The organism is Streptomyces sp. NPDC050264 (genome assembly GCF_040655895.1).
Lineage (GTDB): Bacteria > Actinomycetota > Actinomycetes > Streptomycetales > Streptomycetaceae > Streptomyces.
This window is the reverse complement of sequence record NZ_JBFAKV010000002.1, coordinates 36,268-52,937: the sequence shown is the minus strand read 5'-3', so window position 1 is coordinate 52,937 and position 16,670 is coordinate 36,268. Positions and strand designations below refer to the sequence as shown.

Annotated in this window: 11 protein-coding genes and 2 pseudogenes; 6 read left to right on the top strand and 7 right to left on the bottom strand. The window is 70.7% G+C overall.

The window, feature by feature from the left end; translation table 11 throughout:
• The first annotated feature begins 57 nt into the window (after nucleotides 1-57).
• A complete protein-coding gene (locus AB0J02_RS03100; protein WP_363191800.1) occupies nucleotides 58-633 on the top strand; it encodes an isochorismatase family protein in 576 nt (191 codons plus the stop codon).
• Between the two features lie 13 nt (nucleotides 634-646).
• Here the strand turns inward: AB0J02_RS03100 and AB0J02_RS03095 are convergent, their stop codons facing one another.
• Nucleotides 647-1,291 (bottom strand): MBL fold metallo-hydrolase, encoded by a 645-nt coding sequence (locus AB0J02_RS03095; protein WP_363191799.1) that lies wholly within the window; start codon nucleotides 1,289-1,291, stop codon nucleotides 647-649.
• A 72-nt stretch (nucleotides 1,292-1,363) separates the two neighbouring features.
• Nucleotides 1,364-2,656 (bottom strand): 4-carboxymuconolactone decarboxylase, encoded by a 1,293-nt coding sequence (pcaC, locus tag AB0J02_RS03090; RefSeq protein ID WP_363191798.1) that lies wholly within the window; start codon nucleotides 2,654-2,656, stop codon nucleotides 1,364-1,366.
• Nucleotides 2,657-3,333: 677 nt separating this feature from the next.
• Between pcaC and AB0J02_RS03085 the strand changes: the two genes are divergently transcribed.
• Nucleotides 3,334-4,812, top strand: a complete 1,479-nt coding sequence (locus AB0J02_RS03085; RefSeq protein ID WP_363191797.1) for an APC family permease — start codon at nucleotides 3,334-3,336, stop codon at nucleotides 4,810-4,812.
• A 211-nt stretch (nucleotides 4,813-5,023) separates the two neighbouring features.
• On the opposite strand, the gene AB0J02_RS03080 is transcribed toward AB0J02_RS03085, so the two are convergent.
• Nucleotides 5,024-5,884, bottom strand: coding sequence for a hypothetical protein (locus AB0J02_RS03080; RefSeq protein WP_363191796.1), 861 nt, complete (start codon nucleotides 5,882-5,884; stop codon nucleotides 5,024-5,026).
• A 241-nt stretch (nucleotides 5,885-6,125) separates the two neighbouring features.
• Here AB0J02_RS03080 and AB0J02_RS03075 point away from each other — a divergent pair, with 241 nt between their 5' ends.
• Complete coding sequence (locus tag AB0J02_RS03075; protein ID WP_363191795.1) at nucleotides 6,126-7,361, top strand: acyl-CoA dehydrogenase family protein; 1,236 nt, start codon at nucleotides 6,126-6,128, stop codon at nucleotides 7,359-7,361.
• Between the two features lie 39 nt (nucleotides 7,362-7,400).
• Nucleotides 7,401-8,630, top strand: a complete 1,230-nt coding sequence (locus AB0J02_RS03070; RefSeq protein WP_363191794.1) for a CoA transferase — start codon at nucleotides 7,401-7,403, stop codon at nucleotides 8,628-8,630.
• 64 nt (nucleotides 8,631-8,694) lie between these two features.
• Here the strand turns inward: AB0J02_RS03070 and AB0J02_RS03065 are convergent, their stop codons facing one another.
• Entirely contained in the window at nucleotides 8,695-10,017 is a 1,323-nt protein-coding gene (locus AB0J02_RS03065; RefSeq protein WP_363191793.1) for an aldehyde dehydrogenase family protein, read from the bottom strand.
• A 676-nt stretch (nucleotides 10,018-10,693) separates the two neighbouring features.
• Between AB0J02_RS03065 and AB0J02_RS03060 the strand changes: the two genes are divergently transcribed.
• Nucleotides 10,694-12,322 (top strand): sulfite oxidase, encoded by a 1,629-nt coding sequence (locus tag AB0J02_RS03060; RefSeq protein ID WP_363191792.1) that lies wholly within the window; start codon nucleotides 10,694-10,696, stop codon nucleotides 12,320-12,322.
• Between the two features lie 23 nt (nucleotides 12,323-12,345).
• Here AB0J02_RS03060 and AB0J02_RS03055 read toward each other — a convergent pair.
• A pseudogene (locus AB0J02_RS03055) lies at nucleotides 12,346-12,564 on the bottom strand (fasciclin domain-containing protein); the annotation flags it as partial.
• 200 nt (nucleotides 12,565-12,764) lie between these two features.
• Here AB0J02_RS03055 and AB0J02_RS03050 point away from each other — a divergent pair.
• A complete protein-coding gene (locus AB0J02_RS03050; protein ID WP_363191791.1) occupies nucleotides 12,765-13,415 on the top strand; it encodes a fasciclin domain-containing protein in 651 nt (216 codons plus the stop codon).
• Between the two features lie 78 nt (nucleotides 13,416-13,493).
• Here the strand turns inward: AB0J02_RS03050 and AB0J02_RS03045 are convergent, their stop codons facing one another.
• Nucleotides 13,494-14,795, bottom strand: a complete 1,302-nt coding sequence (locus tag AB0J02_RS03045) for a sulfite oxidase (protein WP_363191790.1) — start codon at nucleotides 14,793-14,795, stop codon at nucleotides 13,494-13,496.
• A 69-nt stretch (nucleotides 14,796-14,864) separates the two neighbouring features.
• Nucleotides 14,865-16,670: pseudogene (locus AB0J02_RS03040) on the bottom strand (hypothetical protein); the annotation flags it as partial.

Here is a 16,670-nt window from a genome sequence, read left to right as displayed (position 1 = left end):
CCGGACATAGACAGGCAACCTTGCAAGTTTTCCTGTCAGACAGGTAACCTGTTCACCATGAGCATCAGCACCCCCCTCGACGAGCGCCCCGCCCTCGTCCTCATCGACCTGCAGAACGGCATCCTCGGCCTCCCCACCGTGCACCCCTCCGACGAGGTGCTGAAGAACGGCGCCCGGCTCGCCGACGCCTTCCGCGCCAAGGGCCTGCCCGTCGTGCGCGTCCGCGTGACCTGGTCGCCCGACGGCGGCGACCTGCCGGTGAACCGCGCCGTGGAGCCCGGCCTGACCCAGGCGCCGCCGGCCGAGTTCGCCGAGTTCCCGGCCGAGCTCGGCCCGCTGGGCGACGACATCGTGATCACCAAGCGGCACTGGGGCGCGTTCACCGGGACCGAACTGGACCTGCAGCTGCGCCGGCGCGGCGTCACGCAGATCGTGCTCGGCGGCATCTCGACATCGATCGGCGTCGAGTCGACCGCCCGCTCGGCGTTCGAGCTCAGCTACCACCAGGTGATCGTCTCGGACGCGACGACCGACACGGACGCCGCGTCCCACGAGCACGCCTTCGGCAAGATCTTCCCGCGGATCGCGGAGCTCGGCACGACGGACGAGGTGCTCGAACTCCTGAACCGCTAGGGTCTGTCGGCTGTTACAACTGCGCCGAGGCCCCCGGCGCCAGCCGCAGGTGCTCCGCGCCGCCGAGCCCGCCGATCTGCCGGTCGTAGATCGGGCGGGCCAGGTCGGTCAGGAGCGCGTCGTGAATGTCGTAGGCGCGGCGCGGCTTGACCTCGCGTACGTAGTCGATGACTTCGGAGATCTTGCTCCACGGCGCCATCACCGGCAGCATCAGCGTCTCGACCGGCTGGTCGGGGACGGTGAGCGCGTCGCCGGGGTGGAAGACCGTGCCGCCCTCGGCCCCCTTCACGAGATAGCCGACGTTCGTGATGCGCGGGATGTCCGGGTGGATGACGGCGTGCAGTTCGCCGTGGACCTGGACGTCGAATCCGGCCGCGGTGAACGTGTCACCGTGGCCGACCGTGTGGACGCGGCCCGGGAACGCCGCGGCGAGCTGCTCCGCAACCGATTTCAGAGTCCAGATCTGTGCGCCGGGATTGCTCTCCAGCCCGGCGCGCAGCCGTTCCTCGTCGAAGTGGTCGGGGTGCTCGTGCGTCACCAGGATCGCGTCGGCGCCGAGCGTGGCGTCCTCCTCGGAGAACCCGCCCGGGTCGATGACGAGGGTCTGTCCGTCCTTCTCCAGACGGACGCAGGAGTGGGACTTCTTCGTGAGCTTCATGGGTCCCATCCTGCTGCGGTGCGGCACGGTCCGGGTAGTCGGAGACCGGTGCTCCGGCTACCCGGCTGAAGATCACTCCTGCGGTGTCGTCTCCGCGCGGATGACCTGCTGGGCCACCTTGAACGCGGAGTTGGCCGCGGGGACGCCGCAGTAGATCGCTGTCTGGAGCAGGATCTCCTTGATCTCGTCCGCCGTGAGGCCGTTGCGCAGGGCCGCACGGGTGTGGAAGGCCAGCTCGTCGAGGTGGCCGCCCGCGACCATGGCCGTGAGCGTCACGCCCGAGCGCATCCGGCGGTCCAGGCCGGGGCGGCTCCAGATCTCGCCCCAGGCGTAGCGCGTGATGAACGCCTGGAAGTCGCCGGAGAAGTCGTCGGCCGTGGCCAGGGCCTGGTCCACGTGCGCGTCGCCCAGGACCTCGCGGCGCACCTTCAGGCCCGCGTCGTGCGGGTCGGGGCGGACGGCCGCCTCGGGCTGCAGCGCGGCCGCGGCGATCTCGGCGACGGGGGCCACCGGTGGGGGCGGCGGGGCGAGGACGGGCTTGACCGGCGCGGCCGGAATGGCGTGCTGGCCGGTCTCGTACGCGGGCAGCCAGGCCGAGGAGAAGTGGCGTACGAGGAGGTCGGTGACGGCCGCCGGCTGCTCGACCGGGGCCAGGTGGGAGGCGCCGGGAACCACCGCGAGGCGGGCGTCCGGAATGCCGGCGACGAGGGTGCGGGCCTGCGCGGGGCCGGTGACCTGGTCCTCCGAGCCGACCAGAACGAGGGTCGGGACGCCGATGGCGCCCAGTTCCGTACGGATGTCGAAGGCGGCCAGCGCCTCGCAGGCCGCTATGTAGCAGCCGGGGTCCGTCGTACGGACCATCTGGACCGCCCAGTCCGTGATCGCCGGCTGCGCGGCGGCGAACCCTGACGTGAACCAGCGCTCGGGCGAGGTGCGCGCGATGGGGTCGAGGCCGTTGCTGCGCACGATGACACCGCGCTGGCGGAACTCGTCGGCCGTTCCGAAGCGCGGCGAGGCCGCGATCAGGGCGAGGGACGCGACGCGCTGCGGGTGGCGCAGGGCCAGTTCGGCGCCGATCGCGCCGCCGAGCGAGCAGCCCGCGTACCCGAAGCGCTGCACGCCCACTTCGTCGAGCGTGGCGAGCAGCCGGTCCGCGAGCTCCGCGACGGAACCGACCGGGTGGGCGGGGGCGCCGCCGTGCCCGGGAAGGTCGTAGCGGAACACCCGCCACTGCCGGACCAGGTCGGGTATCTGCCGGTCCCACATGTGCCAGGTGGTACCGAGAGACGGACCCAGGATCAGGACAGGGGCGTCCTCTGGCCCGTCAAAGCGGTATTGGAGGGTCTGCGTCATCGTCTCACTCACGTGTCACACACTCTCATCTCTCACAATCCGTCACGACCGACCGGTCTGTTGGCCGCTCCGCTCTCGTTCCCGTCGACAGGTACGGCGCTGCCGGAACCCCGTGGACCAAGGTAGCCATTCCCAACGGCGCGCTCGTATCGGTCCGGACAGTCCGTCCGGGCTCTGCCTGCGTCGAACACAGGTCCACCCCGGTTCCCACACCTCAAAACCACATACTTGGTCACGGCTTACAGCCGTCCAGGATCGCAGCCCCGCCTGTGGAGACGGACCGCCGGGGGGACGCGATGCCGGCGTTCCTCCCGGTTCCGTGGACCTGCCCTTCGGGATCCCCGCCCCGCACCGGCCACCCGCCCCAGGACGACGCCACCGTCCTGTGCCTGGACTGGCACGGCCCCCGCGTTTCGGCCGGGCCGTACGTGCCGTCGTCAACCCGGGCGAACGCCGCTCGATCCGGCACTAGCCCGACCGAGTCGTCTTTCCGGCCGCCCTCCCCCGGTCGGCGCGTCCGCGTGACCGGTGTGAGCGATCGGACGATGTGGTGGCTGGTGATGTGCCGGCCGGACGCGTCGGCGGACAGATACGCGAGCGAGGGAATCCACGATGCCGGAACTGTTCGTCGACGGGGAGTGGACCGGCGCCCAGGGCGCGCGGCCGCTGGTAACGGAAGGACGGAGCCGGTGACCGTTCCCGCAACGCCGGACGGCACCGCCGAATCGGGCCCCGGGGAGACGAAGTCCGAGTTCCGCAAGGAGATGGGGCCCTGGGCGAACTTCGCCCTCGGCTTCACCTACCTCTCGCCCGTGGTGAGCACCTACACTCTCTTCGGCACGGCTCTCGCCGACGGCGGCCCGCCGATGATCTGGGCCTTCGTCATGGCGGGCTGCGGGCAGTTCCTCGTCGCGCTGGTCTTCGGCGAGGTCGTCGCGCAGTACCCGGTCGCGGGCGGGGTCTACCCGTGGGCCCGGCGGCTCTGGGGCAAGCGCTGGGCCTGGATGACCGGGTGGGTCTACGTGTGGGCGCTGCTCGTCACCATCACCAGCGTCGCGTACGGCGCCGGGCCCTACATCGCGATGCTGCTCGGATTCCGCCCCACCGTGCACACCACCGTGCTGTGCACGATCGCGCTGATCGCCATCGCCGTGCTCATCAACTACGCCGGTACGAAGGCCCTTTCGTGGGCGGCGCTGATCGGTTTCGGCGCGGAGCTGATCGGTGCCCTCGTCGTCGGCATCATCTTGCTGGTCACGCACCGCTTCCACGGCCTCGGCGTCCTCTTCGACGACTTCGGCGCCTCCGGCGACGGCTCCTACCTGCCCGTCTTCCTGGGTGCGGCCATCATCGGCTTCTACCAGTACTACGGCTTCGAAGCCTGCGGTGACGTCGCCGAGGAGGTGGAGCACCCCGGCAAGGTGATCCCCAAGGCGATGCGCCGCACCATCTACGTCGGCGGGGCGGCGGCCACCTTCACCTGCCTGACGCTGCTACTGGCCGTGGTCGACTACCGGGCCGTGATCTCGGGGCAGGACAGCGACCCGGTCGTCAAGATCCTCTTCGATGCCCTCGGCGAGGCGGGCGCACGCATCGTGATGGCCGTCGTCCTCATCTCCTTCCTGTCCTGCACGATCAGCCTGCAGGCCGCGGCGGGCCGGCTGATCTACTCCTACGCCCGCGACGAGATGATCATCGGGCACCGTCTGCTGCGGAAGTTCTCGCCGTCCCGCGCGGTGCCCCAGTACGCGCTGCTGGTCGCCGCGGTCATCCCGGCGCTGATCGCGGTCGGCTCGCTGATCTCGGCAGACGCCCTGACCAACATCGTGTCCTTCGCGATCCTCGGCATCTACGCGGCCTTCCAGATGGTCGTCCTGGCCGCGCTGCGGGCCCGCGTCAAGGGCTGGAAGCCGAGCGGCGAGTACCGGCTGGGCCGGTGGGGCCTGTTGGTCAACATCGGGGCACTGGCGTACGGAATCTTCGCCATCGTCAACATCGCCTGGCCCCGCACCCCCGAGGCCCCCTGGTACGACAACTGGATCGTGCTGCTCAGCGGCGGTGTCGTGGTGGGCGTGGGGCTCGTGTACATGTTCACCACGCACCACTACGGACGCAGTGACGCGCCGTCGGACAGTGCGGTACCCGACCAGGCCGCGTCTGCCAAGTGATCAGCCGTCGTAGGTCACTTTTGCTCACCTTTACCGCTCAGGCTGTTCGTGTCCGGCCCCGAGTGCGATCCCTCCCGGGGCCACCGCACCGCCGCTGCCCAGCCGCTCAGTGAGCACGTACCGCTCGGCAACGATCTGCTGCCCCGACTCGGCCCGGCCAGAGGGAAGTTGGGGCCGCCGATGACACGGAGCGGGGCGGGGCGGGCCGTGGTCAGCCGCGGGCGAAGACGCCCGGAGGGAACGCTCCCGCGGACAGGGCGCGGCCGGTCAGACGGCCGCCGATCTCCGTGAGGCGCTCGACCCCGGCCTCGCCGAGATGCGCGTAGGGCGCGACGGCGAGCCGGTCGGTCGTCTCCTCCACCGCGCGGCGCAGGTCGACGCCGCGCGGTGTGAGGCCGCCCTCGGTGTCGAGCAGGCCCCGGTCGCGCAGCCGTTCCTGTGCCGCGTCCCACTCCTGCTTGCTCCAGCCGCGGCTGGAGCAGGCGAATTCCGCGGTGAAGCCCTTGCCGGTCGCGGTGTGGGTGACCAGTGCCTCGAGGCCGTCGAGTCCCGCGGTGGACAGGGCCGCCAGGTGGCCGTCGCCGCGGTGCTCGCGCAGCAGGGTGATGGCGTGCCACAGCGCGAGGTGGGGCCGCTCCGGCGTGGGCAGAGCCGCGTGCGCCGCGTACAGGGGGCGCCCCGCCGCTCCGCACGCCTCGGCGGCCGTGGCGGCCAGCCCGGCCGCCTCCGCGACTTCGGCGTCCTCGGCGATGTCCTCGCCCAGGAGGCGTCGCAGGGAGCCGTCGGCCGCGGCCAGCCGGGCGTCCAGCACCGCGTCCGGTGCGGCCAGTTCCCACGCGCGCGGCAGGTGACGGGCCACGAGGCTCGGGCTGAAGTTGTAGAACGTGGCGGCGACCACGCCCGCTCCGACGGCCCCCATCGCCGCCGCGCGCCCCGCGAAGTAGGCCATCCGGCCCGCCTCGAGACCGACCGCGGTGAACTCCTTCTCCGCCTCGGGAGCGAAGTAGAGCTGGGAGTGCAACGGGTTGAGGGAGTCGTGGCAGCGCTTGCCGATACGGGGCAGTGAGGTCATCTCCGCACCCTAACCGCACGCCTTTCACGGGCAGCGGCCAGGCGAAAGACGGTCCGCTGTGATGCGGCACTCACCCGGTTTGATCACGCGAAGAACGGCAACCCGAAAGATGCATATTACAAGTAATTGGAGATCGAAAAGTCCCCCGCCATCGCCTGCCGGCCGAGCGCGCCGCCGCCTCCGGCCGCAAGGTGAACCTCGATGCCCCGAGCGCCACCACCGACCGAGAAGAGGACGCCCGATGACCCCGCAGAACGCTCCCGCAGACGGCAGCGCGCACCCCGTACGCATCCACGCGGCGGACCCGGGCGCCGTGGAGGCCGACTTCTACGGCATCAAGGACCTGCTCGAACCGGGTGACCGCGAGCGCCTGGACACCGTCCGCCGCTGGATGCTGGAGAACGTCCGCCCTGTCGTCAACGACCAGTGGGCGAAGGCCGAGTTCCCGCACCACCTGATCGCGGGGCTGCGTGAGCTGGACATCGCCGGGCTGCAGTTCGACGGCTTCGGCTGTCCGGGCCGGGGCGCGCTGGTCGCGGGCATGACCAGCATGGAGATCGCCCGCGTCGACCCCTCCTTCGCCACCTTCTTCGGCGTCCACAGCGGGCTGGGCATCGCCACGATCATGCTGTGCGGCTCCGAGGAGCAGAAGCAGCGCTGGATCCCCGGCCTGCGCCAGTGGAAGAAGATCGCCGCCTTCGCCCTCACCGAACCCGATGTGGGCTCCGGAGCCTCCCGCGGCCTGACGACCACCGCCCGCCGCGAGGGCGACACCTGGGTCCTGAACGGCCGCAAGAAGTGGATCGGCAACGCCACCTTCGCGGACCTCGTCGTCGTGTGGGCCAAGGACGAGGCCGACGACCAGGTCAAGGGCTTCGTCGTACCCAAGGACGCGGCCGGCCTCACGCCCGAGAAGATCGAGGGAAAGGTGTCGCTGCGCATGGTGCAGAACGCCGAGATCGGCCTCGACCATGTCCGCGTCCCCGAAGCCGACCGCCTCCAGGAGGCGCACTCCTTCAAGGACACCGCACGGGTGCTGCGCACCACCCGCCTGGGAGTGTCCTGGAACGCGCTGGGCTGTGCGATGGGCGCGTACGAGGCCGCCCGGCAGTACGCGCTGGACCGCGAACAGTTCGGCAGGCCCATCGGCGCCTTCCAGCTCGTCCAGGACAAGCTCGCCCAGATGCTCGCCAACATCACCGCCTGCCAGACGCTCAACGTGCGTGCCGCGCAGCTCCAGGACGAAGGCCGGCTCTCCGACCAACAGGCCTCCCTGGCCAAGATGTTCAGCACCACCCGCACCCGCGAGACGGTGTCCTTCGCCCGCGAACTCCTCGGCGGCAACGGCATCCTCCTCGACCATGACGTCGCCCGGTTCTGGGCGGACGCCGAGGCCCTCTACTCCTACGAGGGCACCCGCGAGATGAACTCGCTGATCGTCGGCCGCGCCGCAACCGGGATCAGCGCCTTCGTCTGAGCACCGGCCGTGCCCCCTCCCAGGAAAGGACCGCTCCACATGACCGACACCACACCCCCCGAGCAGACCACCGGCCGCACCGACGGCGTGACGACGCCGGGCCCCCTGGACGGCATCCGCGTCGTCGACCTGGCCAGCGTCGTCATGGGCCCCTACGCGGCACGGATCCTCGGTGACCTGGGCGCCGAGGTCGTCAAGATCGAACCCCCGGCGGGCGACGTGATGCGCCAGCTCCACAAGCGCCGCGAGAACGGCCTGGGCGCCCTGATGCTCAACCTCAACCGCAACAAGCGCTCGGCAGCCCTGGACCTGAAGAGCCGGTCGGGCCACCAGGCCGCGCTCGACATCATCGCCGACGCCGACGTGCTCATCACCAACATGCGGCCGCGCGCGCTCAAGAAGCTCGGCCTGACCTACGACGATCTGGCCGCGGCCAACCCCCGCCTGGTGTACTGCCGGGCAGCCGGCTTCCGCACCGACAGCCGCTACGCCGACCGGGCCGCCTACGACGAGGTCATCCAGTCCACCTCCGGCATGGTCGACCTGATGCGCCGGGCCACCGGCAAACCCTCGTACGTGCCCACCGTCCTCGCCGACAAGATCTGCGGCCTGGCCATCGTGCAGGGCGTCATGGCGGCCCTGCTCGCCCGCGTGCGCACCGGCCGGGGTCAGCAGGTCGAAGTCCCCATGGCCGACACCATGTTCGCCTTCACCCTGCTGGAACACATCGGAGGACGTGCCTTCGAGCCGCCGCACGGCGACGTCGGCTTTCCCCGCTCCCTCGCACCGGGCCACGAAGCGCTGCCCACCAAGGACGGCTACGCCTGCATCCTGCCGTACTCCGTCGCCAACGTGCGCGACTTCTTCACGGAGGTCGGCCGCACCGACCTCAACGACGACCCGCGCTTCGCCGACCGCGCCGGCATGAGCGAGCACATCGGCGAACTCTACGAACTCATCGCCCGCCACACCCCCGAGCGCACCACTCAGGAATGGGAGAGTTTCTGCGCGGACGCCAGCATCCCCTTCGCGCCCGTCCTCGACCTGGATCACGCAGGCGAGCACGAGTACTGGGCCGAGGGCGGCATGCTCGCCGTCACCGAGCACCCCACCGAGGGGCTCTACCGGCTCATCGGCAGCCCGCTGGCCTTCTCCGACACTCCTACTTCCCTGCGCCGCCACTGCCCCGAACTGGGCCAGCACACCGACGAGGTGCTGACGGAACTCGGCTACACCGAGGAACAGCTCGCCGCCGTGCGCCCGGCCTGATCCGGACCGCCCCGCCCGGCATGCGGGGCCCCGGCCGGGGCCCCGCAATGTTCCCCGGTGCGGCTCAGCCGAGCGGCTTGTCCAGTACCGCCTTGCGGTGGCTGAACGTCTCCAGCGAGTAGCGGCCGTGGTACCGGCCCATGCCGCTCTCGCCCACGCCTCCGAACGGCAGGTCGGACACGGTGAGATGGGCCACCGGCAGCCCGATGCCGACGCCGCCCGATGAGGTCTCCGCGATCAGCCGGTCGCGGGTCGCCCCGGACTCCGTGAACGCGTAGAGCGCCAACGGCTTGTCGCGGTCGTTGATGAACGCGATGGCCTCGTCGAGGCCGTCGACCTCCACGATCGGCAGGATCGGCCCGAAGATCTCCTCGGCCATGACCGGCGAGTCCGGCGCGACGTCGGCGAGCACGGTGGGGGCGAGGTACCGGCTGGCACGGTCGTGCTCACCGCCGACGACCACGCGGCCGGAGTCGAGAAGGCCCGTCAGCCGGTCGAAGTGCCGGTCGTTGACGATCCTGCCGTAGGCGGACGTGCGGGCCGGATCGGCGCCGAAGGTCTCTTGTACGGCCTTCGCCAGCGCACCCTCCAGTCCGCGCGCGGTCCCCGGGTCGGTCAGGACGTAGTCCGGGGCGACGCAGGTCTGCCCCGCGTTGAGGAACTTCGTGGACACCAGCCGGGCGGCCACCGTCGCGAGGTCCGCGTCCCGGTCGACGAACGCCGGCGACTTTCCGCCGAGCTCCAGGGTGACGGGGGTCAGGTTCTCGGCGGCGGCGCGCATCACGATGCGGCCCACGGTGCCGTTGCCGGTGTAGAAGATGTGGTCGAAGTGCTGCTCCAGCAGGGCGGTGGTCTCCGGTACGGCGCCCTCCACCACGGCCAGCGCATCACTGTCGACGAAGCGAGGCAGCAGGTCGGCGATGACGCGGGAGGTGGCAGGAGCCAGCTCGCTCGGCTTGGCGACGACGCAGTTGCCCGCGGCGAGCGCACCGGCCACCGGGGCGAGCAGCAGCTGCGCCGGGTAGTTCCACGGCGCGATGACGAGCACGACGCCCAGCGGGTCCTGCACGGTCCAGGCCGTGGTTCCCGCGCCGAGCCGCTCGGGAACCTCGACGGGCTCGGGCCGCAGCCAGTCGGCCAGCCGCTCCAGGGTGTGGTCGATCTCGCGCACGGTGAAGTCGATCTCGGTGCGGAACGCTTCGGCCTCGCCCTTGCCCAGGTCCGCCTGGAGCGCGGCGGCGAGGTCCTGGCCGTGCTCGGTCAGCATGGCCCGCAGGCCGCGCAGCTGCTCGGTGCGCCAGGCGAGCGGCTTGGTGCGCCCGGTGCGGAAGGTGGCGCGCAACCGGGTGACGACGTCGGCGGGGTGTTCAACGGTGGACTGCACCATGGCTCCTGTACGGGGTGGGGGGAGTGCGCATATGTGTATAAGCCAACAATCGGATGTGGCGTGTTCTTCCCGTATGCAAGGCCCGGATTCCGCCCAGCCGCGTCCGGTCCCTCCACCGTAAGACGCGGATCATTGCCACGCCCGGTGTGCTGACCTGCGGCCACGCCCGGCGACCGGTCACACAGCGGGGTCGTCCGTCGTCGGTCCGGCCGCGCGGGGACGATGCTGGGGAACGTCCTGGATGGCGGCCAGCACCGCTTCCCGCAGCCCTTTCGGCGGACGCTCGGCCACGAAACCCGCTTCGTCCCAGGAACGGTCGCCCGTGGCTGCCGGGTTTCTCTCAGCGCGCCCACGGGGCCACCGGTTCCTTGCCGCGCGCAGCACATCGTGTGGTTTCAGCACATCTCCCCCAACACTTCGGCGAGGACCTCTCCGGCCAGGCTTCCTGGAGGTAATCCGGTGTCCTGGGCCGCCAGGCTTGGTCACCGCACGATCTCTCACCCGATCGCCCCGCATCCGTTCGTCCGGTGTGCCGCCGAACAGAGGAACCGGCGCGAGGCACCCGCGGTGTCGGAGGGGGCGCCGGGAGCGGGATGGGTACTTCTGCGAGGCGGCAGTCATGCCCCGATGGCGTGAACGACCAATCCGAGCAGGCCACGGGGACGGATTCCCGAACATGGACGACGCAACGCAACAGCCGCTCCGCGGCATCACCCGCCTGTCGCTGGGCGCACTGAGCGGCCTGCTCGCCGGATACGCGGCGATCGCCGTCGCCGAACTGGTCGCCGCCGCCGTACGGCCCGAGTCGGGGCCGGTCGTCGCGGTCGGCGGCGCGGCGATCGACCGCACCCCGCCCGCCGTCAAGGACTGGGCGATCCGCCACTTCGGCACGAACGACAAACTCGTGCTCCAGCTCGGCATCCTCGCCGTGCTGACCCTGCTGGCCCTCGCTCTGGGCATGCTGGCCACCAGGTGGCGGCTGATCGGCTCACTGGGCGTCCTGGCCTTCGGCGTGGTGGGGGCACTGGCGGCCACCAGCAGGCCCGACTCGACCAGCCCGGCCGATGCCCTGCCGTCCGTCATCGGCACGCTCGTCGGCGCCGGCCTGCTGTACTGGCTGATCGGACGTCTCGGGCATCCCGCACGGCCGACCGCCGGCCGGGAGCCCGCCACCGACGCGGGGGCGACACCCGCGTCGCTCCCGGGTGCATCCGGCTGGGATCGGCGCGGCTTCATTCTGGCCGCCACCGCGGCTGCCGCCGCCTCCACCGGGGCGGGTCTGGCCGGTCGCGCGCTCAGCGGCTCGCAAGAGCAGAACGCGGTCGCCTCGCGCAAGGACGTGGTGATCCCCGCGCCGTCCTCGAAGGCCGCGCCGGTGCCCCGCGGGGCCGCGCTGCGGATCGGCGGCATCAGCCCGTTCATGACCCCGAACAGCGACTTCTACCGCGTCGACACCGCCCTGACCGTGCCGAAGGTCGACGCCACCACCTGGAAGCTCCGCATCCACGGCAAGGGCGTCGCCCGCGAACTCACCCTTTCCTTCGCCGACTTGCTGAAAATGCCCCTCGTCGAACGCAACATCACCCTCACCTGCGTCTCCAACGAGGTCGGCGGCCCCTACGTCGGCAACGCCCGCTGGATCGGCGTCCGCCTGGCCGACCTGCTCGAACAGTGCGGGGTCACACCCCCGTCCAAGGGCGGCCCCGCCGACCAGCTCGTGGCCCGCTCCGTCGACGGCATGACCATCGGGAGCCCGGTGGAGGACGTGATGGACGGGCGCGACGCCCTACTCGCCCTCGGCATGAACGGGCAGCCACTGCCGTTCGAGCACGGCTTCCCGGTCCGCATGGTGGTACCCGGCCTCTACGGCTACGTCTCCGCCTGCAAATGGATCCAGGACATCGAACTGACCACCTTCGACGCCTACGACTCCTACTGGGTCAAGCGGGACTGGGCACAGCACGCCCCCATCAAGACCGAGTCGCGGATCGACACACCCAAGCCGTTCGCCCGCCCGAAGACCGGCACCGTCATGGTCGCCGGGGTCGCCTGGGCCCAGCACCGCGGCATCGACAAGGTCGAGGTCCGCGTCGACGACGGGCCCTGGGAAGAGGCCCGGCTCGCCGCCGAGGACACCCGCGACACCTGGCGCCAGTGGTCCTACCCCTGGCAGGCCACCAAAGGCGGCCACACCCTGACCGTCCGGGCCACCGACCGCACCGGGGAGACCCAGACCGTCAAGCGCACCCCGACCATCCCCGACGGCGCCTCCGGCCGGCACTCCGTCGTCGTCACCGTCGACTGACCGGGGTTGCCTGAGGCGCGAGGTCAGCTCTTGGGCATGAGGACGGTGTCGATGATGTGGACGTTGGCGTTGGCGGTCCTGTCGTTGCCGCAGACCACGTCGGCACTGTTGTTGACCTTGCGCTTCTCGCCGGAGCCGGAGGTGGTGAGCATGCTGCCCCCCAGCGTCTTGAAGTTCCCCCCGGCGAGCTTGTCCGGCACGACCCGCTCTCCCACCGCGTGGTAGGTGAGGATCTTCGTGAGCCGCGGTTCAGCGTGTCGACCAAAATGGACCAGCACCTTCTGCTCTTTTTCTGCTTCTGGCCGATCCGGGCCGACGACCGCGTCGGCGGCGCACTCCCGTCACTCATTCGAGGAAGGGACCAATCCGCTCGCGTGCCCGCGCCGGATTACCGGCGCTGGGGGCAGATCGCCTTCACTGACCTGATCGTTGAGGGATTGCCATGCAGACTCGATTCCGTCGTGTTGCCGTTACCGTCGCCGCCGTCGCCATGCTGCCGCTGGCGCTGACCGCCTGCTCCGACAGCGACTCCAAGGACAAGGCGTCCGACAGCGGCTCGGCCGGCTCCTCCAAGGCATCGGACATGGCCAGCCCCTCCGGCGACACGGGCACCATGAGCGAGCCGTTCGGCCCGGGCTGTTCCTCGGTGCCCAAGAGCGGCTCCGGCTCCTTCGACGGCATGGCCAAGGACCCGGTCGCCACCGCCGCGTCCCACAACCCCGCCCTGTCCACCCTCGTCACCGCCGTGAAGAAGGCCGGCCTGGTCGACACCCTCAACAACGCCGAGAACATCACGGTGTTCGCGCCCACCAACGACGCCTTCGCCAAGATCCCGAAGGCGGACCTGGACAAGGTCCTCAACGACAAGGCCCAGCTCACCAAGATCCTCACCTACCACGTCGTGGGTCAGAAGCTGGCCCCCAAGGACCTGGAGAAGGGCTCCTTCGAGACACTGGAGAAGTCCAAGCTCACCACGTCCGGTTCAGGTGAGTCCTACAAGGTCAACGACTCCGCCAACGTGGTCTGCGGCAACGTCAAGACCGCCAACGCCAACGTCTACATCATCGACACCGTCCTCATGCCCAAGAGCTGACACGGTCGGCCGCGCAGGCTCAATGGGGTGAGTCTGCGCGGCCCGTTTCGGCGGAACGGTTCGGGACGGGGAGCCGCGTCAGACGACGGTGACCGCGTGCCGCACCACCGCGTCGAAGAGGTAGCCCTGCGTGTTGTGCACCGTCGTCCGCGGTTGTGTACGGCCCGTCGAGTCCGTGGCTCGCGCCAGGAGCTCCGTAGGGCCCTTGGCCGTCGGGTGCCAGCGTGCGGACCAGCGGACCCAGTCCGCGCGGCGCGGGGTGTCGTGCAGTTGGGCGGGGTGCCAGGTGTGGCCCGCGTCCGTGCTGATATCGACGCGGGCGACGGTGCCGGCGCCCGACCAGGAGCGGCCCGTCAGACGGTGGCCGGTGTGTACGGGAAGGCTTGCGTTCCAGGGGAGTTCGAAGGCGGATTTCAGGGTCTGCCGGGTGAGCGGGGCGCTGCCCCCGGGCGGATAGGCGTCGCCGAACAGGCGGTAGAAGTCCGTGTTCCAGGGCGAGAAGAGAGGCTCCCGCGACACTTCGATGTCGCCCACCCACTTGATCGACGCGATGCCGATCCAGGAGGGGACGACGACGCGGACCGGGGCGCCGTGGTCGGGCGGGAGGGGCTCGCCGTTCATCTCGTAGGCGAGGATCACGTCGTCGAGGGCCTTCGGCACGGGCAGCGGGCGGCGCACATGGCCCAGGTTCGTGCCGTCCGCCGTGACGTACTCCGCGTCGAGGCCGCGCGGCAGGATGTCGACCGCGTCGCGCCGGATGCCCGCCAGGCGCAGGACGTCGGCGAGCCGGGCGCCGCGCCAGCGGGCCGAGCCGATCGCGCCCAGGGTCCACGCGGTGCCCTCGGCGCTCTGGCCCTGCTGGCTGGTGTAGAAGCTGCGGCCGTTGCCCGCGCACTCGACGAACGAGGAGCGGGTCACGGCGGGCAGCCGCTTGAGGTCGGCGAGCGTGAACGTCCTTTCCCGGCCGGCGAGTCCACTGCCCCAGACCCGCAACTCCCATTCGGAGGGCGCCAGTTGTGGTGTCGACGTGTGGTTGCGTACGAAGAAGTGGGAGACGGGGGTGGAGTGGCCGGTGTCCGCGAGGGCCGCGAAGTTCGTCTCCGCGTTCGTGCCGCGCACGGTGAACCGGTCCTCGGGGAGCGGCTTGACGATGCCGGGCGCGGCGGGCGCCGCGGCGCGTGCCGGGGCCGGGAACGCCGTCGACAGGCCCGTCGCCAGGCCCGCGGCCGCGAGGAGTCGCAGCAGGTCACGGCGGGCCACTCCGTCGGCGCGCGCCCGGCCCGCCAGCCATTGGCACAGCCGGCGCCGGTCGTAGGCGGCCTCGTCGACCGCCGTGTCGGGGGTGCCTGCCGTGTCGGGTGCGTCGGTCGGTGTCGTCACGCGGCGAGTGTAGGAAGGAACCGCGACCGCGGCCCAGAGCAACTCCCTTATCGCAACGCGCTGTTCACATCACCCGGCCCCGGCAGGGGGCTCCTTCTGGATGCTGTCGCCGCGGTTGCCGAAGGCCACGTACGTGCCGATCCGTTTGAAGTCGTTGAACACGCCGAACATGGTCTTGTTCGACGGCAGGAGGGACAGGAGCGCTTTGCGCTCCGGGGTGGCCGCCAGGTGGTCGCGGAGCTGATTCTTGTACTCGTTGTAGACCTTCGCCGTGTTGCCGGGCTCCTTCGCCGCGTTCAGGCGGTGGTCGTTGGAGACGGCGATGGAGGCGAGGTCCATGAGGAAGCTGTCGAACAGGTCGGTGATGTCCGTGAGTTCATTGTTGCCCTCGCCCGTCTGTACGCCGTCGTGGATCCCCTCCGCCATCCCCACCACGATGTCGCGGTAGAGCCGGTGGCGCGTGCTGCTGGAGTAGGCGGCCATGATGTGGTCGGCGTCGCCCGCGCCCTTGGTGCTCATTTCGCGATCCGCGCTCAGCCCCGGCACCGCCAGCGGGAAGTCGCGGAACATCTCCTCCTCGTCGCGGATACCGCCCCTGCCGGAGGCCAGGGGGTGCAGTCCGATCTCGTGGGCCAGCATGCCCACGATGTGGCCGATGCCGTACTTCTCGAAGTAGTAGCTGGCCAGGGCGATCTCGACGCCGTTCGCCTTACGGTCGATCACGTCGGCGGGGGTCTCCGTCGTGCGCACGTGCAGGGTGATGCGGCAACGCCGGCCGTTGAGGTACTCCGTGATCGTGGCGTTCTGCTTCAGCACCTCGATGACGCGGAGTGCCTTGTCGCGGTACGTCTCGTCGGAGTGCTCCAGGTTGGTGAACTCGAAGTTCCCCGAGGTGAAGGGGATGAAGACAGGTGCGGCGGGGGCGGGCGTCGCGGGCGGCTCCGACGGCGTGTTCACGTTGGTATCGGCTCCGGACAGCGTGCTCAGCCCCCGTACCTCCTCCTCGGGCGCCGGGCCGCGCGAAAGGAGGGGGACGAAGTCGCCGCCGCGGCGGCGCAGTCGGAGGTGGGTGCTGTCGCTGGTCGGGCCGCGGTAGGTGTGGGCGGTGCCGTTCTCCTCGATCAGGGTGACGGCGGTGTTCATCGCGGCGGCCGCCCATCGGGCCATCGCCTGGTCGGCCGTGGGGCCCCACAGGGCCTTGGCGAGATGGCGGCGCAGGTTGCCGTCGAGGGCCTCCGTGCTGTGCTCCGGGCCGTCTTCCAGTGGCCGCATCGGCGGGGGCGTGAAGAGCGTGGCACGCTCGGCCCGGTCGCCGGGCAGGCCGCTGATGCTCATCAGTCGGGTGGCGGGCTCCCCGGCGTGCACCCGCAGGCGTGAGGCCTCGGCGGGTTCTGTTCCGGGCCGCGCGGCCGCGTGGTGCATGGCGGTGGACAGCGCGCCGAAGAAGCCGTTGCCCCGGCCGGTGGGGGCGCCCTGGGTGTACGTGGTGCCGTCGGGTGCGGTGAGGACGCCGTCGCGGTCGAGCTTGTAGCGCGGGGCCTTGCTGTCGGTGGGCGGCAGCCAGGGCGCGGTGGTGTGGCTGCGGTGCGCGGTCGGCTTCGCGGGCTCGGGGGTCTTCGTGTCGGGGCCCTTTGTGTCGGGGCTGTTCGTGTCGGGGCCCTTTGGGTCGGAAGCCTTCGTGTCAGGGCCCTTCGGGTCGGGGCCCTTCGTGTCAGGGCCCTTCGTGTCAGGGCTCTTCGGGTCGGGGCCCTTCGGGTCGGGGCCCTTCGGGTCGGAAGCCTTCGTGTCAGGGCCCTTCGGGTCGGGGCCCTTCGTGTCAGGGCCCTTCGTGTCAGGGCCCTTCGTGTCAGGGCCCTTCGTGTCAGGGCCCTTCGA

Bases quoted from the DNA above. Each gene is read 5' to 3' on its own strand.
- AB0J02_RS03095 (WP_363191799.1), bottom strand. From the start codon at position 1,291: ATGAAGCTCACGAAGAAGTCCCACTCCTGCGTCCGTCTGGAGAAGGAC.
- AB0J02_RS03050 (WP_363191791.1), top strand. From the start codon at position 12,765: ATGCAGACTCGATTCCGTCGTGTTGCCGTTACCGTCGCCGCCGTCGCC.
- AB0J02_RS03065 (WP_363191793.1), bottom strand. From the start codon at position 10,017: ATGGTGCAGTCCACCGTTGAACACCCCGCCGACGTCGTCACCCGGTTG.
- AB0J02_RS03060 (WP_363191792.1), top strand. From the start codon at position 10,694: ATGGACGACGCAACGCAACAGCCGCTCCGCGGCATCACCCGCCTGTCG.
- AB0J02_RS03075 (WP_363191795.1), top strand. From the start codon at position 6,126: ATGACCCCGCAGAACGCTCCCGCAGACGGCAGCGCGCACCCCGTACGC.
- AB0J02_RS03080 (WP_363191796.1), bottom strand. From the start codon at position 5,884: ATGACCTCACTGCCCCGTATCGGCAAGCGCTGCCACGACTCCCTCAAC.
- AB0J02_RS03100 (WP_363191800.1), top strand. From the start codon at position 58: ATGAGCATCAGCACCCCCCTCGACGAGCGCCCCGCCCTCGTCCTCATC.
- AB0J02_RS03070 (WP_363191794.1), top strand. From the start codon at position 7,401: ATGACCGACACCACACCCCCCGAGCAGACCACCGGCCGCACCGACGGC.